The organism is Pseudogemmobacter lacusdianii, assembly GCF_030848395.1.
Classification (GTDB): Bacteria; Pseudomonadota; Alphaproteobacteria; order Rhodobacterales; family Rhodobacteraceae; genus Pseudogemmobacter; species Pseudogemmobacter lacusdianii.
This window is the reverse complement of record NZ_JAVDBT010000002.1, coordinates 1-15441: the sequence shown is the minus strand read 5'-3', so window position 1 is coordinate 15441 and position 15441 is coordinate 1. Positions and strand designations below refer to the sequence as shown.

Genomic DNA, 15441 nt, shown 5'->3' with positions numbered 1-15441 from the left:
GCTTAGGCCATCGCGGTGGTGCGGGTCTCGGTCAGGATGGCATGCAGCTTGTCGGGATCGGTATTGGCCCGCAGCTTGGTGACCACGGCCGGGTCGCGCATGGTGCGGCTGACCAAAGCCAAGGCCTTAAGGTGATCCACCCCGGAATCTTTGGGCGCCAGCAGCCCAAAGACCAGATCCACCGGCTGACGGTCAACACTGTCATAATCCAGTGGCTTTTCCAGACGTATGAAGAGACCAACGATCTGATCGAGGTCTTCCAATCTGGCATGGGGCAAAGCGATGCCATGCCCCACGCCGGTCGGCCCAAGCGTCTCACGCTCTTGCAAACCATCCAGCACCAAGGCTGATTGGATCCCGTGCACCTGCGCGGTGATCTCAGCCAGTTCTTGGAACAGGCGTTTCTTTGAGGTGAATTGCCCCACCACGCGCACAGCGGCAGGGACTAGAATTTTAGAAAGTTCCATGGGCCGGGTGATGATCCTGCGGGCCGGAATGGCCGCTTATCTTGTGTTGCGAGGGTCGATCCACCCGATGTTACCGTCTTCCCGACGATACACCACGTTGACGCCCCCATGACCTTCGTTCCTGAAAACCAACATTTTCTGGCCTGCCAGTTCCATCTGCATCACGGCCTCGCCCACGGTGATCGAAGGAATCTTCGTCTCCATCTCGGCGATGACCACGGGCGTCAAGCTATCAGGCTCAGCGTCGTCGGTCTCTTCTATTGCGGCGAGGATATACTGGGAGCCACCACCGAATTCAACAGGGGCCTTGCGATCGGCATTATGGTTGCGAATGCGGCGCTTGTAGCGGCGCAGCTGTTTGTCCAATTTTTCACGGCAGGATTCGAATGCCGGATAGATTTCAGGCGCATGTCCTTTGGCTTGAACGGTCAAGCCGGTGGACAAATGGATCGTGGTTTCGCAGACGAATTCATGGGCGACCTTTGAGAACACCACCAGACATTCCGTAGGACGCTGGGCGTATTTCTCAATCACCTCACCGATTTCGGCTTTCACATGCGTTTGCAGAGCTTCTCCGATGTCGATCTGCTTGCCACTGATCTGATAGCGCATGACGTCTCCTTTACGAACAACAGGCTGGCAGGCGCCGAGGCCTGGCCAGAAGCCAAGGGCATTCATTTGACGTGGGGTGTGATGAACATGCCTGCAACCCGGCGGGGCTGGTATTTCAGCCGCGGCAACCTTCAGAAGGGGGGCAAAGGACGCGCTCATCTTCATCATTCGGCACCGGAGACGATGCGAAGTCAACAGAATCGATAGGGCGGATCAAATGATACGGAAGTTCTCGCCGAGATAGACGCGCCGCACGGTTTCGTCGCGAACGACTTCGTCGGTCGTGCCGCTCATCAAAACCTTGCCATCATGCAGAATATAAGCGCGATCAACGATTTCCAGCGTCTCGCGGACGTTATGATCGGTGATGAGGACGCCGATGCCGCGGGTCTTCAGATCATGCACAAGGTGGCGAATCTCGCCGACCGCGATGGGGTCGACCCCGGCGAAGGGCTCATCAAGCAACAGATAGCGCGGATCGGCGGCCAGACAACGCGCGATCTCGACCCGGCGCCGCTCACCACCTGAAAGGGCAAGGGCAGGGGCCTGCCGCAGATGGGTGATCGAGAATTCCGACAACAGCTCTTCCAGCCGCTCGCGCCGCTTGTGGCGGTCGCTTTGGGTGATCTCAAGCACGGCAAGGATATTGTCCTCGACCGAGAGGCCACGGAAGATCGACACCTCTTGCGGCAGATAGCCGATGCCCAACCGGGCGCGGCGATACATCGGCAAGGCGGTGACATCCTTGCCATCGATCAGCACATGGCCGCCTTCGGGGGTCACAAGGCCGGCGATGGAGTAAAAGCAGGTGGTCTTGCCCGAGCCATTGGGGCCGAGAAGTGCCACAACCTCGCCCCGGCGCAGCTCCATGCTGACATCGCGGATCACCGGGCGTTTCTTATAGGATTTGCGCAGGTTGCGGATCTGCAAGCCCTGCGCGCCTTGGGCGACGGTCAGATCGGGGCGGTCGGTCATACTCAATTGCCACCCGGAACGAAGACGGTGGAGACGCGGCCTTCCATCACCCCGGTGCCGTCTTTCAGGTTGATCGTCAGCTTTTGGCCGGAAAGCGCGCTTGGGCCTTGGGTCAAGAGCACATCGCCGGTCAGCACGATGGTGCCGCTGTCGATGGTATAGACCGCCTCTTGCGCCTCGGCCGCGTCGGCGAGATTGGCGATGGTGACACCGCCGCTGGCATGAAGGCGCGCAATGGCTTTGCCATCGGTGGCGTATTCCACTTTGACGCTGGCGGCGGAGAGTTTCATCTCGCCTTGGCCCACCAGCACATTGCCTGCAAAGATTGCGGTGCCGTCGGCATTGTTGACCGAGAGGCTGTCGGCCTGCACCTCAACCGGCAGGGAGGTGTCCTGCGCCAGCCCGCCAAAGGCGATCTTCGCCTCTTGAGCGGGAGCCGCGCCCGAGAGGGCTGCGATCAGGGCGGCGAGTGCCAAAGAGGACCGGATGCTTGCCATGAATGTGCCTATGGGGAGGGGCTTTGCCCGCCGGGTTGATATAGCAGCCGGACGCCACCGTTGAAAACCAGAAGATAAGCGCCCTTGTTCAAAGGATCTTGCGTGAGCGAGAAGCTGTCGGCGCGAATGTCGCCCATTGGGGCTGTGACGGTAACCGGCGCGGTGCTGGCAAGGTTGGTTTGCTCTAGATCGGCGGTGATCGCCTCGGTTTGCAGCTGGTAGCCGGCTTGGGTGGCAAGGCTGACACCGCCGTCCAACCGCAGCTCTTTGCCCGAAGGGTCGACATTGGCCAAAGCGGCGCTGATGTCGATGCGCTGGCCATCCGGCGTCTCAATCAAAGCGCTGATCGCCTCGGCGCTGGTGCCCGCGCCATCCGCGCCATCGCGCAGGCTTTGCGCCGAGAGCGTGATCCCGGCACCGTCAGCGGTGGTGCCAGCGTAATCGGGGGCCGACATGCGCGGATCCTTGGCCAGATCCTCGACATCAACCTTCGCATAGGGAATGGCGTCGGAAGGGTCGATCCGGTCCGAGAACAGAAAAAGCGTCGCCAGCAGGGTCAGTGCTGCCAGCGGCAGCAAGACCTTGAGCCAGCCGATCATCCGGCTGTGGCGATCGGGGCGCGCCGGCACCTTACGCCACCCCGGCGCGCAAGCAGTCGTGGATGTGCAGCACGCCGATCGGGCGGTTCTCTTCATCCGTGACGATCAGGCAAGTGATCTTCTTGTCATTCATCAAGGCCAAAGCCTCGACCGCCAGATCGCTGGCCGAGGTGCTGCGTGGGTTGCGGGTCATCACCTCCGCCGCCGTCAGCGACATCAGTTGCGCCATATGGCGGCGCAAATCGCCATCGGTGATCACGCCTTGTAGGCGCCCCTCAGCATCGGTGACGCCGACCATGCCATAGCCCGCGCGGGTCATGGTAAGAAGAGCCTCGGTCATCGGCGTCTCGGGCGTGACCAAAGGCGCATCGTCATGCATGAGGTTGCGCACATGCAAGAGCCGCGCGCCCAGCTTTCCGCCGGGATGGAACACGCGGAACTGCTCGGGCGAGAAGGCGCGATGCTCCATCAGGGCAATCGCCATCGCATCGCCAAGGGCGAGGGTCATTGTGGTGCTGGTGGTGGGAACGATGCCTTGCTCGCAAGCCTCGGGGGCGGCGGGCAGAAGGATCGCCACATCTGCCTCACGCAGAAGGGTAGAGCCTTCGCGGCCAGCCACGCCGATCAGCGGGATCGAGAAGCGGCGCGAATGGGCGACGATATCGGCCAATTCCGGCGTCTCGCCCGAGTTCGACAGCACCAAAAGGATGTCTGCGGGCGTGACCATGCCCAGATCGCCGTGGCTCGCCTCGGCCGGGTGGACGAATTGTGCGGGCGTTCCGGTCGAGGCGAAGGTCGCCACGATCTTGCGCGCGATATGGCCCGATTTGCCCATGCCCGAGACGACAACCCGGCCCTTGGCTTGCAAGATCAGTTCAATCGCCTGCACGAAGCTTTCGCCAAGAGCGGCTTCCAGCATCGACAAAGCCTCGGCCTCGCGCCGCAGGACACGGCGGCCGACGCTCAGATGGCCGGGGCCAACCTCAGTGCGTGAAGATGTCATTGGTATCGCCCCAGCCCATCAGGTCCATCTCGGCACGCGTGGGCAGGAAGTCAAAGCACTTTTGTGCCAGCGCCATGCGGTCCTCGCGGATCAGGCGCTCTTCCAAAGCCTTCTTCAATGCATGCAGGTACAGCACATCCGAGGCGGCATATTCTTTCTGCGCCTCGGTGAGCGTCGCCGCGCCCCAATCGCTGGTTTGCTGTTGCTTGGAGACATCGACGCCCACCAGATCATTCAGCAGGTACTTCAGGCCATGCCGATCGGTGAAGGTGCGCACCATCTTCGAGGCGATCTTGGTGCACCAGACCGGGGCGGTGGTCACGCCAAAGGCGCGCTTGAGCGCGGCAATGTCGAAACGCCCGAAGTGGAAGAGCTTCAGGGTTGCCGGGTCAGTCAGCAGGCGCACAAGGTTGGGCGCCTCGGTCTGACCGCGCGAAATCTGCACCAGATGCGCATTGCCGTCGCCATCCGAGAGCTGCACCACGCAAAGCCGGTCGCGGCGTGGGTCAAGGCCCATCGTCTCGGTGTCGATGGCGACGATGGGGCCAAGGGCCAGCCCGTCGGGCAGATCGTTTTGGTAAAGATGAATGGCCACGGGGCTCGCTTTCGCCAAAGAAGGGATTGCATTCCGATTACGCGCCGCGCCCCTTTGGGTCAACCAAGCCGGCCAAAACCGGGCGGTTCTGCGCAACTGGCCCAACCCGCGAAGGGCCGTGCCAGGCAGGGGCTTCACAGAGTTTCACGATTCGCAAAATCACGAGGCGGGTCAAAAAGCTATGCTGCAGATATTGCTAAATAAATTCTACATTTTAGAGATAACTTTGGTTGATCCTCATGCCTTGCAGAAGGGTGCGGCGAAAACGCCACAGACGAGAGGGGTTATCCGCTTCGCGGCAATGATCGCTCCTGCCTGTTTCAGTTTTTCGTTGCGATTCTGGGCCTTTGGGGGGCAGTCAATACAAAGGGGGTAGCAGCCCGGGCGCGCGCGGCTTGGGCGGTTACGCAGGGGAAGTCTGAATGGAACGTCACATCGCCGCTATTCGGGGCGTGCGTGATCTGATTGCGCGCCCACCGGGCGATACTGCCGCTGGTCAGCGCTTGGCGCTGAACGGGATGAGCGAAGTTTTGGGGTTGGGGCGCAATTGGCTGTTCCTGCCCGATGCGTCCGGTCTATTGCGCGCGGATGAGGCGGGAGGCGCAGAGTGCCATATTGGCGCCGCTCAGCCATTGGCTGCGATATTAACCGAGGCGCGGTTGGTCGCGCCGGCGGAACCCGCAGATCTCCCTGCCGAACTGATCCGCTTCCTACGCAACTGCGGCGCTGGGCCGGTTGCGCTGACGCCGCTGCGTGAAGGGGCGGAGCTGGTTGGGGTACTCTGCCTAGAGCTTCCCGACTCTGCACCGCCGCAAGGAGAGAAGGCGCGCAACACATTGGCGATGATCGACGAGCTGGCGGCGCTTTTGCTCGACCAGCGCCATCAGATCGCGCAAGACGCGCAGCGTGCTGAAGCTTCGGCCCAGATGGCGGCCTTGCTGCATGCGATGCCTGATCTGTTGTTCGAGGTGGATGCGCAGGCGCGCTACACCAGCTTTATCGGAGGTCCGCGTGACCTGTTGATGCATGCGCCGCATGAGATTGTTGCCCGCCCGGTGGAAGAGATCTTGCCCCCCGATGTGGTGCAGATTGCGCATCGGGTGGTGACGCAAGTTGTGAGTACCGGCGAAGTGGCCGAGGCGCATTATGCGCTCGGCTTGCCAGGGGACATGCGGCACTTTTCCCTGCGCGCGGCGCGCAAAGCGCCCGTTGTCCCGGGCGGGGCACCATCGGTCTTGCTCATGGTGCGCGATGTGACGGCCAAGCAGGAGATGCGCGAAGAGCTGTTGCGCTTGAGCAGCGTAACCCGTGCGATGAGCAATTTGGTGATCATGGTCGATACCGACCTGAGAATCACTTGGGTCAATCAAGCATTTGAGAAAAGGTCCGGCTGGTCCTTGGCTGAGATCCGCGGTCGTATCTTTGCCGATGTGATGCGCTGTGATGACAGCGATCCGCGGGTGGCGGCCGAGCTTGCATGCGCGATGGCCGAAGAGCGGCCTTATAATGGCATAATGATCAACTGTGATCGCAACGGCACCCGTTACCATGTGGATTTCAACGTGGTTCCGCTGCGCAATGGTCAAGGCAGGTTGCAAGGCTTTGTCTCTGTCGAAACCGAGGTGACCGAGCTTCACAACCAAAAGCGTCAGTTGGAGGAGTTGGCCCGCCAGACGGCTTCGGCGCAAAGCCGTTTGGTAAATGCCATCAATGCCGTGCCCGATGGGATGATGGTGTTTGATGCAGAGCGGCGTATGGTCATGTGCAATCCTGCGCAGATCGACGCCTTTCCTCGGCTGGCGCCAATGATGCAGGCTGGCGTAAAGCTGCAAGAGATACTGCTCGCCCTGACGGAGCATGGCTATCTTGAGCCACCGCCCGTGGGCATGACCGCCGCAGCCTATCTTAACACGCTGATGCAGCCCTATGGGCAAGCGAGCTATAACGATGAACTGCGGATGCACGACGGCCGGGTGTTCCGTCGTGTGAACAAGCCGACCGCAGATGGCGGGCTTTTAACAGCGATGATCGAGATCACCGCGCAAAAGCGCCATGTGGCAGAGCTGGACAATGCCAATGAGCGGCTGTGGCGCGCGCTGGAAGAGCGTGAGCTGGCCGAGCAGCGGCTCAGCAACATCATGGATGAGAACCGCGTCGGCACTTGGGCGCTGGATCTGACCAAGCGCGAGATGACGGCCGGGCGGCACTGGGGGCGGATTATTGGCCATGAAGGCCCGGTGACAATGGCGCATGGTGATTTTCTTGCGATGGTGCATCCCGAGGATCGGCCTTTGCTGGAATCAGATGCGCCGCGGGTCTCGGTTCAGTCGCCCGATGGATTTGAGAATGAATTTCGCATCCGTCACAGGGATGGCCATTGGCTCTGGGTGCTCTCGCGCGGACGCGTCACGCGGTGGGATGAGACCGGGCGCCCGCTTCTCGTGGACGGGGTCGACATTGATGTCAGTGCACAAAAGCGGCTGGAGATGGAGGTGCGGCAAAGCGATGCTTTGCTGAAATCGGCGCTGGAAAGCAATGTGGCGGCGGTTGCGATCTACGACAGCAATGACGTTATGATTTATTGCAACCCCGAGGCAGAGCGAATCCTGCATCTGCGGCCGGGGCTCATCTGCGGGAAGCCCAGTGAGGGGCAGCTTTGGAATATGGAGCGGATGAACGGTGAGCCGCTGCCCGCCGAAGAAGGCCCATGCAACATGGCCCGCCGCGCCGGCACCTTGCTGCGTGATCTCCGCTATACGGTGCGCTGGAATGACGGCCGCCGCCAAGTGCTGACCTGCAATGCCACGCCCTTTAAGGGCGGCGATGGCCAGATGAACACGGCCGTCTCGTTCTGGGACAGCACCGAGGAGATCGCCGTCACAGAGAGGCTGCAAGAGGCCGTCACTCATGCCGAGGCGATGAGCCGCTCGAAGTCGATCTTCCTGGCCAATATGAGCCATGAAATTCGCACGCCGCTGAATGGTGTGCTGGGCTTGGCTGAAGTGCTGAGCATGCAGATCAAAGACCCCGAACACAGCCGGATGATCGCCACCATTCGCCGCTCGGGCGAAACGCTGCTCTCGGTGCTGAACACCATCCTTGATATGTCCAAGATCGAGGCGGGCAAGGTTGAGCTGGAGCACATGCCCCTGCGGCTGATCGACATTCTGAATCAGTTGGAGGGTGTTTATTCGGTTCTGGCAGAAGAAAAGGGGCTGGATTTCGAAGTCAGCACCTCGGCCGGGGCTGAGCTGATGCGGATTGGAGATCCGCACCGGATCCAACAGATTGTGGGCAACTTGCTCAGCAATGCGATCAAATTTGCCTCGCAAGGGGGCGTGTCGTTGGATGTCTCATGCCGACCGGGAAAGCCGGTGGTTTTCACCATTGTCGACACTGGTATCGGCATGACGCCTGACCAATGTGACAGAGTTTTCAGTAGCTTCGAACAAGCGGACGAAACTGTTAGCCGGCGTCATGGCGGCACGGGGCTTGGCCTGTCGATCGTTCGCGAATTGGTGAACCTTAGCGGCGGAACCATCGCGCTGGTAAGCGAGTTTGGGGTGGGTACGAAGGTGGAAGTAACCCTTCCTTTGCCAATGGCGGATGCTGAAACCAGAGATCTCTCTCCGGTTGTGACACCCTCCGACGCCACCGCAGACAACCTTGCTGCGGAGAGCCACATCTCCGCCTCATTCTAACCACGATCGCTTGGCAAAGATTCCTAAAGGTTGAAGCAATTCTCGCCCTGTTAGGGGGCATGAGAGGCGCTTCAAACCAGCACTGTCGCGCTGAAGAGGTCCAGAATGCGAATCCTAGCCGTCGATGATGAGCCCCTGTTCCTAGAGGTGCTTGAGATCGCTCTCAGGGATCTCGGATTTAATGATGTCACGCCGATCTATTCGGCGAAGGAAGCGCTCCGCGAGCTGGAGTTCGGCAAAAAGAGCTTTGATTGCATCTTGCTGGACATCCGCATGCCGGGGATGAGCGGTGTTGAGCTTTGCGAAAAGATCCGCGCCGTTCCGGGTCATAAGCGCACGCCAATTATGATGGTCACCTCGCTCACCGACCGCGAATATATCGATGGTGCGTTCGGGGCTGGCGCGTCGGACTACCTGACCAAGCCGCTCGATTCGCTGGAATTGAAGGCGCGGATGTCGATGATCGAACGGCTGATCACCGAACAGGCGCGCAACACCTTGCTGGACCAATTGGCCAGCGGTGAGGAAAGCGACGACGAAGACGACGATATGGAACTGTTGGAATTTGCCTTCGATGAGGCGGTTCCTGTGGCGGGCCTCGATCGGCTGATCGAGCTTCATGCGATGGAGAATTATCTTTCGCGGCTGACGACAAAAGAAAGCTACAACACCTCGGTCTTCGCGGTGGCGATTGATAACGCAGCGGAATTTTACGAAAAAGCCAACCGCTACGATTTCATGAACATGTTGCATGATGTCGGAGTGACCTTGGAAACGGTTTTGAAACGTCCCGAGGCCTTGATTTGCTATGCTGGACGTGGCGTCTTTGCCGTTGCCAGCACCGGCACGAATGATCCTGATTTGGCTAAGATCACCACGCAAATCGAGATGCGTCTTGGCGCCTATAGCCAAATCTACCTGCGCGATAACCTGCCGGCACCTGCCATCACTCTGGGCCCGGTGATGCGCAAAACCCTTTTCACTTGTCCGCGAAATTCTGATGTTTTGCGCGCGGCTATCGCCGCAGCTGAGCAGCCCAGCCCAATCTTGCTTTTACCCGAGAACGCAAAGTCAGCCTGACGCTGGGGCATGTAAATAAGCGATGCGTTTCAATAGAGATTATGCGTCTGTGATACAGCTTATGGTTGCTTAATCATTCTGAACACTGCTAAATTACATCTGTGTTTTAGGGGGCTCTGTTGCGAGCCTACCTTTCCACGACGCGGAACACACCGCCTAAAGATGGTATATTTCGCGCGCCAGTGATGGGTTAATTGTGTAGGATTAGGTTTTCTTCCGGGCACTTGCAGGGGCCCGGGGGGGGGAAGTTTCGGAATGGACCAGACGTGAACGCCACCACCTTCAGGCCGGTTGATGTCCTTCGCCAAATCGAATCTCGGTTCGGGGCGGAAGCGGAAACAGTCGGCGCAACCTTTGAAGCCTTTAGCAGCTTGGGGTGTGAAAAGGGTCGTGAGGGTGAGCCGGATGCGCTGGCTAAGATCGTCGTTCAAATCATAGGCGATGCGCCATTCACGGATGCCGATAGTGCGCTGCGACTGAAGTTCAGCGCCAAGGTTGGCAAGCCGGTGATGATCGATATTACCGCAAGTTCCGCGCCCCTATCGGTTGATGCCGAAACCCTGTCCCTGATTGAAAGTTTTGGTGGAACATTCAGTCAATCCAATGGCCTTAGTGGAAATACCGTCAAGCTCAGCTTCCCCTTCGCGGATGCCGAACTGATGCAGGTTGAGCTGGAAGAGACCTCGCAAGAAGAGACGGCAAGCCTGGCGGGCACCCGCATCTTGATTGCCGATGACAGCCCGACCAATCGTTTGGTTTTGGAAGAAATGCTGGCTGACACGCGGGCTGAGCTGGTCAGCGTGAATGACGGCAAAGAGGCGCTCGAAGCTTGGCAGAAGTCAAATTTCGATCTGCTTTTACTGGATATCTCGATGCCGGTGATGGATGGCGTGACCGCGATTCGCGAGATTCGCGCTGGTGAAGTGCAGCAATCCAGAGCGGTTACACCCGCCATTGCCGTTACGGCAAATGCACTGGTTAATCAGGTTGCCGATTATCTGGTGGCTGGTTTTGACACCCATTTGGCCAAGCCGTTCCGGCGCAAGGATCTCATGCATGCGATCCTAACGTTGCTCCGACCGTCCGTGCTATAAGCAGGGGGCTGTGAGGCGTTTTGCGCCCCAAGCAACGGCTAACTTTTTCATTTAAAAGAACAGTATTCGCAGCAGTTCTGCGCGGGCACTTATACAGAAGGGCTCCGAATGACGACCAATGCTTCAGGACGGCAGCATGCCGATGCCCCGTCGCGCAGCTCCGCAGCGACCCGACCGCTGCGCATTCTCTTGGCCGATGATGATGAGATCAACCGGGCGATCGTTGGCCATTTGCTCGCCGAATGTGACGCCATCCTGACCGAGGCCACGAATGGCCGCTCTGCGCTGGAATTGGCGCTAACGCAACGCTTTGATTTGCTTATCTTTGATCTGAATATGCCCGAGATTAATGGCGACCGCTTGATCCGCCACTTACGGGCGAGCCAATCGCTGAACGCAGGGTCACCGATGATTCTCTTTAGCGCGGCAGTGGATCGTCAGGGTGAGATTCCGGGCAATCGTGCGGCCTCTCTGGCGAACTTGCTTTTGCCCAAGCCCATTCCGGCCGATAGTTTCGTCAACTCGATCCTGCGGCTCACCGGGCGGCGCTAGGCTGCGCCAACAATCCAAGCTTAATCCCAAAAAGCCGGCCGCTTCATCAGCGACCGGCTTTTTAATTTGGAGCATGAAGAGTTTAGGCCTCTTCTAGCGGCAAGTGAATGCGAATGGCGGTGCCAACATCCGGCTCACTCTCCACCTCGATCCGGCCATTCATGATCGAGACCAGTTTGGCAACGATCGACATGCCCAGACCGGTGCCGCCAAAGCGGCGCGTCACCGAACCGTCGGCCTGCTCAAAGGCGTTGAAAATCCGGCCAAGCTGCTCTTCGGTCATGCCAATGCCGGTGTCGCGCACTTCAATCACCAAGGGCTTGCCGGGCGGGCAGGAGAAGATCACCGAGATCTCACCTTCGGCGGTGAATTTGATCGCGTTGCTGATGAGGTTCTGCAGGATCTGCATCAGGCGGTGGGGGTCACCCACGCGCGCATTGTCGGGCCGTCCGCTGGTGAGGATTTCCAGCTCCAGTCCCTTTTCTTCTGCCGATACGCTGTAAAGCTCTTGCACCCGTGCCGCAATTTGGCTGGGCCGGAAGAGGGTTGCTTCCAGCTCAAGCTTGCCAGCTTCGATTTTGGACATGTCGAGCACGTCGTTGAGAATGCTCAGCAAAAGCTCGCCCGAGTGCCGAATCGTCGAGAGCATCTTCTTTTGCTCGGCATCATGGACCAGCCGGTCCAAGACCTCGGCCATGCCCAGCACCCCGTTCAAGGGGGTGCGGATCTCATGGCTCATATTGGCGATGAACTGGGTCTTACTTTTGCTTTCCGATTCCGATTTCGCGACCAGAGCATGCAGACGCAGCTCGTTCTGGTGCTGCTCTGTCACATCGGCAAGCGAGATCACCACCCGCTCATCTGAGCCGGGCGTATTCAAAAGGTTGGCGTTGACCGAGATCATCCGCCGCTCGCCATCGCCGCGCCGCAACAGCGAAAGTCGGCGGTTTCGGATCGGCTTTTGGTCCACCAGGAGCCGCGCGAATGCATGGCCAAGCCCTGCTGCGGGCGCGCCTTCGGGGGTTTGGAACTCCCAAGCGGGATCGCCCAAAGTCACTTCGCGCAGCAGTAGCCCCTCGATGCCCAAGATACGCCCAGCTTCCGAGTTCATGAACATGATGATACCGCGCATGTCCAAGGCGATGATGCCCGAAAGGCTGGTCTCCATCAGCAGTGCTAGAAAGTCGCGCTCGGTTTGCAGGGCGGCAGAGAGAAAGCGCCGCTCGGTCGAATCTTGTAGCCGTACCAGCCAGCCAATCTCGGGGCGCTCGGTGCCAAAGGGCTGTTTCAGCACAAGCAGGTCTGGGTCGTAGAAGCGGTTGCCGATGGCCAGAGTGTGCGTTTCCGGCCGACCGCCGGTGGCGACGACATCGGTGACGTAATCTTGCAGCTCGTGGGTGTCCTTGGCGTGATCGCGGCCAAGGAAGAGGGCGCGGGCTGCCGGGTTCCAAGCAACTTGCTTGCCGTAAAGGTCCAGCACCACCACCGGATCGGCACTGTTGTAGAACAGCAAATCCTTCGCAATCGCCGTCACATCCAAGAGCCGGTTTTGCAAGATCATCAGGGAAAGGATGATCAAAGTGGCCGAGAAGGCGAAGGGCGTTGGGTCAAAGCCCTGCAACGTCATGCCAAAGAAGATGTACAGCAGATTGGCAAAGCCAGGCACCAAGGTGACCAGGAGCAGGCCAAAGAAGAAGGTGCGGTGTTGCGGGGAGGACAGCAAAATACCGCGCACGGTGACGCCGATGGCCGTCACCAATGAGATATAGATCATTGCCGAGACAAGATAGAACAGCGGCCCATGTTCGAAATTGGCCATCAATCGGCCGTCGGTCACGAAAAGCCCGGTGCCCGGCGCATAGAACAGCTGGTGCAAATCATTGGTGGAGACCATGATTGCGGCCAGAAGTGGCCCGCCGATCAGCGGCACAAGCCGAAGCTTTTTGCCAGTGGTGGTGGTGCCGCGGGCATAATCGGCCAGAAAATAAGCCCAAGCCGTTGGCAAAAGCACAATCGCGGGCCAAGCGAATTTCGCCCAGAAGACTTTGCACTCAAGCTCAGACGCGCTCAGCTCCATCAGGACGGCGATCAGCCAATAGAGCATCGCCAGAAGCGAGATCAGAAAGTAGGTCCGGCCAAAGAAGTAGCTCTTAGCCGTCCAGTAAAGCAGAAAGGCGATGCCCAACCAGAAGAACAGCGTGACCCCGGCCAAGCCGTCGATGGGTGACATCTCGAAACAGTTCAGCATGACCCACCCTTATAGAAAGGTCGGGCGATGGCCGACGCGGAGCCTGTCTTCATAATGTTTAGACCTGTCGTAAGACTTCAGTCTGCCGTTTTGGCTTGCGCCTTGAGCAACTGAGATTGAAACAAGGCGACTGTGCCGCTTAATCCGGCCAAATCAACCCTTTCTGCCTTCATGGCAGTTCCGATCTTCTGGTCAAGCTCGGCGGCGATGCGGCCGAGGTCTTCAAAGCCTAATGTGGCAGCGACGCCCGCAACGCGGTGTGCGATGAGGCCAATGTCATTCCATGCGTCGCGGCTCAGTGCCGGTTCGGCGGTGTCTTGGATGAGTTGTGCGACATCCTGGCAATGCTGATCAACCGTGGTCAAAAAGCGCCGCCGAATGGGGGCCAGCGGATCCGATTGCGTTTGCGAGACGCCGTATTGGGGGCCAAGAAGCAGCATGGGACCACTCAATTATTTGATTGTAACCTTGTCCCGCGCATTCTGACGCGCATCGTGGAACAGGCGGCTGACCGAGGTGCGGTTGAAGAGCCCCGCACGTGTGGGGCGCCCAACGGTGATCTGGGGCAGAGGAATGCCAAGACCAGAATGCACTTGTTTGTACCGATCCATTGCAAGTTCAATCGTATCTTGCAGCATTTCAGGATCAAGGCCAGCGGCATGATCGATCATCGCCACGAAATCGCCCTCACCCGCGAAGGCGATCAAGTGATTGCCGCTGCGCAGCGCATTGTCCAGCACCGAGGCGACATTGGCCATCGTGTCGATATAGCCGATGCTATCAGTCGCCCCAAAGATCGCCAAAGCATTGGTGACCCGGAAGGCGATGACATCATGGCCGGAAAGCCGCAGCCGCCCCAAGGTCAGGGCGTAATTCTCCAAAGCCAGCCAGTCGACCACCGAACCTGCTTCGGTCAGGCTGATCGGATCCTCAAAGCGCACGTTCAGCGTTGGTAGGCCGAAATCTGTAGAAAGCCGGGTCTCCAGCAAGAGACGGCGGAGACGCTCTTCGACCAGCACGCTCACCATGCCCAGTCGGGTGTTCATCTCCAACTGGTTGATGGGTTTATGCACATAATCATTCGCCCCGGCGCGGAAGGCCGGCTCGACATAGTCGATCGAGGTCATGGCCGTGATCATCACGATCGGCAGATCTTTATGGGCGGGCATGTTGCGGATGCGCCGGCACAATTCGATCCCGTTCATAACCGGCATTTCGATGTCGAGAAGAACGCAGTCGAAACCGTGATCGGGCTCGCGCAGCAAGGCCAGCGCCTCGGCACCCGAGTTGACGCAGACCAGTTCGCGGTAGCCCAATGATCCAAGCACATGCTGAAGCAGCATCAGGAATACAGCGTCATCATCGACGGCCAGAATACGCATTCGTCTAGATCTTTCCAGCTCGGGATGCTCACAGCGCGAAACGGCATGATGAGCACAACCATCGGGGTTGTTTGATCGAGATAGCCGGAGGAAGAAGGCGAAAATTTGACCGAAAAAAGGGGATAAGCCGGGCAAGAATGGCAATGCTAAGGCGGCTGCGGCAGGGCTTTGGGCATGGGGAGATTGTGCCCTTTGTGGGGGTGCGCTGGTGGCCGGTGCGTCGAGTGTTGCCGTCGGATCTGCCTACGGTCGCTGGCCAGCGAGAGGCATTACATTTGACGCATTGGCGTGGCTCCAAACGGGCCAGACTTCGCGCAAGCCAATATTGTCAAGCCGATAAATGTTATGCCGCAGATTAATAATTTGAATTGCGCCGGTGGTGTTGCCTTGTTGTGGTTCGCTAAATAATGCTCGCATCTGTTTTCCTAATACGATAATAAGGGGCGGTGGGGTCGCTCAGTTTTTCGCTATATGACTGTGCTTCTTTGAGACGGTTTATGCTCTTCTCGTAAGCTCGGCTTAAGGACTTTTGGTGAGTTTATTTCGCCCCTGAATATGTCCTTGCCGGACCCTAGGGTCAGGACTCGTTCTTGTGTCATAGCCAGAAGATGACGGTTGCGGCGAGGGCGACGACGG

At 58.8% G+C, this 15441-nt stretch carries 14 protein-coding genes; 4 read left to right on the top strand and 10 right to left on the bottom strand.

Annotation, left to right across the window (positions count from 1 at the left end):
- Positions 1–2: 2 nt before the first annotated feature.
- The 7 genes from Q9295_RS01820 to Q9295_RS01790 form a co-directional block, all read right to left on the bottom strand.
- Entirely contained in the window at positions 3–467 is a 465-nt protein-coding gene (locus Q9295_RS01820; RefSeq protein ID WP_306678791.1) for a PTS sugar transporter subunit IIA, read from the bottom strand.
- Between the two features lie 36 nt (positions 468–503).
- Entirely contained in the window at positions 504–1079 is a 576-nt protein-coding gene (hpf, locus tag Q9295_RS01815) for a ribosome hibernation-promoting factor, HPF/YfiA family (protein ID WP_306678790.1), read from the bottom strand.
- Between the two features lie 213 nt (positions 1080–1292).
- Positions 1293–2054, bottom strand: coding sequence for an LPS export ABC transporter ATP-binding protein (gene lptB / locus Q9295_RS01810; protein WP_306678789.1), 762 nt, complete (start codon positions 2052–2054; stop codon positions 1293–1295).
- A gap of 2 nt (positions 2055–2056) precedes the next feature.
- Positions 2057–2551: an LptA/OstA family protein gene (locus Q9295_RS01805; RefSeq protein ID WP_306678788.1), complete on the bottom strand. Its 495-nt coding sequence runs from the start codon at positions 2549–2551 to the stop codon at positions 2057–2059.
- 8 nt (positions 2552–2559) lie between these two features.
- Complete coding sequence (gene lptC / locus Q9295_RS01800; protein WP_306678787.1) at positions 2560–3180, bottom strand: LPS export ABC transporter periplasmic protein LptC; 621 nt, start codon at positions 3178–3180, stop codon at positions 2560–2562.
- Between the two features lies 1 nt (position 3181).
- Positions 3182–4153 (bottom strand): KpsF/GutQ family sugar-phosphate isomerase, encoded by a 972-nt coding sequence (locus tag Q9295_RS01795; protein ID WP_306678786.1) that lies wholly within the window; start codon positions 4151–4153, stop codon positions 3182–3184.
- Positions 4134–4748, bottom strand: coding sequence for a ribonuclease D (locus Q9295_RS01790; RefSeq protein WP_306678785.1), 615 nt, complete (start codon positions 4746–4748; stop codon positions 4134–4136). Before Q9295_RS01790 ends, Q9295_RS01795 begins: the two co-directional genes overlap by 20 nt.
- Before the next feature lie 422 nt (positions 4749–5170).
- On the opposite strand from Q9295_RS01790, the gene Q9295_RS01785 reads away from it, so the two are divergent.
- From Q9295_RS01785 to Q9295_RS01770, 4 genes are all read left to right on the top strand, one after another.
- A complete protein-coding gene (locus tag Q9295_RS01785) occupies positions 5171–8449 on the top strand; it encodes a PAS domain-containing protein (RefSeq protein ID WP_306678784.1) in 3279 nt (1092 codons plus the stop codon).
- 105 nt (positions 8450–8554) lie between these two features.
- Positions 8555–9529 (top strand): response regulator, encoded by a 975-nt coding sequence (locus Q9295_RS01780; protein ID WP_306678783.1) that lies wholly within the window; start codon positions 8555–8557, stop codon positions 9527–9529.
- A gap of 266 nt (positions 9530–9795) precedes the next feature.
- Positions 9796–10623 (top strand): response regulator, encoded by an 828-nt coding sequence (locus Q9295_RS01775; RefSeq protein WP_306678782.1) that lies wholly within the window; start codon positions 9796–9798, stop codon positions 10621–10623.
- Positions 10624–10731: 108 nt separating this feature from the next.
- Complete coding sequence (locus tag Q9295_RS01770; protein ID WP_306678781.1) at positions 10732–11175, top strand: response regulator; 444 nt, start codon at positions 10732–10734, stop codon at positions 11173–11175.
- Positions 11176–11257: 82 nt separating this feature from the next.
- On the opposite strand, the gene Q9295_RS01765 is transcribed toward Q9295_RS01770, so the two are convergent.
- The 3 genes from Q9295_RS01765 to Q9295_RS01755 all read right to left on the bottom strand — a co-directional run bounded on the left by Q9295_RS01765 (position 11258) and on the right by Q9295_RS01755 (position 14805).
- On the bottom strand, positions 11258–13423 hold the full coding sequence (locus Q9295_RS01765) for a sensor histidine kinase (RefSeq protein ID WP_306678780.1): 2166 nt from the start codon (positions 13421–13423) through the stop codon (positions 11258–11260).
- A 77-nt stretch (positions 13424–13500) separates the two neighbouring features.
- Positions 13501–13863: an Hpt domain-containing protein gene (locus Q9295_RS01760; RefSeq protein ID WP_306678779.1), complete on the bottom strand. Its 363-nt coding sequence runs from the start codon at positions 13861–13863 to the stop codon at positions 13501–13503.
- Between the two features lie 12 nt (positions 13864–13875).
- Complete coding sequence (locus tag Q9295_RS01755; RefSeq protein ID WP_306678778.1) at positions 13876–14805, bottom strand: response regulator; 930 nt, start codon at positions 14803–14805, stop codon at positions 13876–13878.
- Positions 14806–15441: the final 636 nt, after the last annotated feature.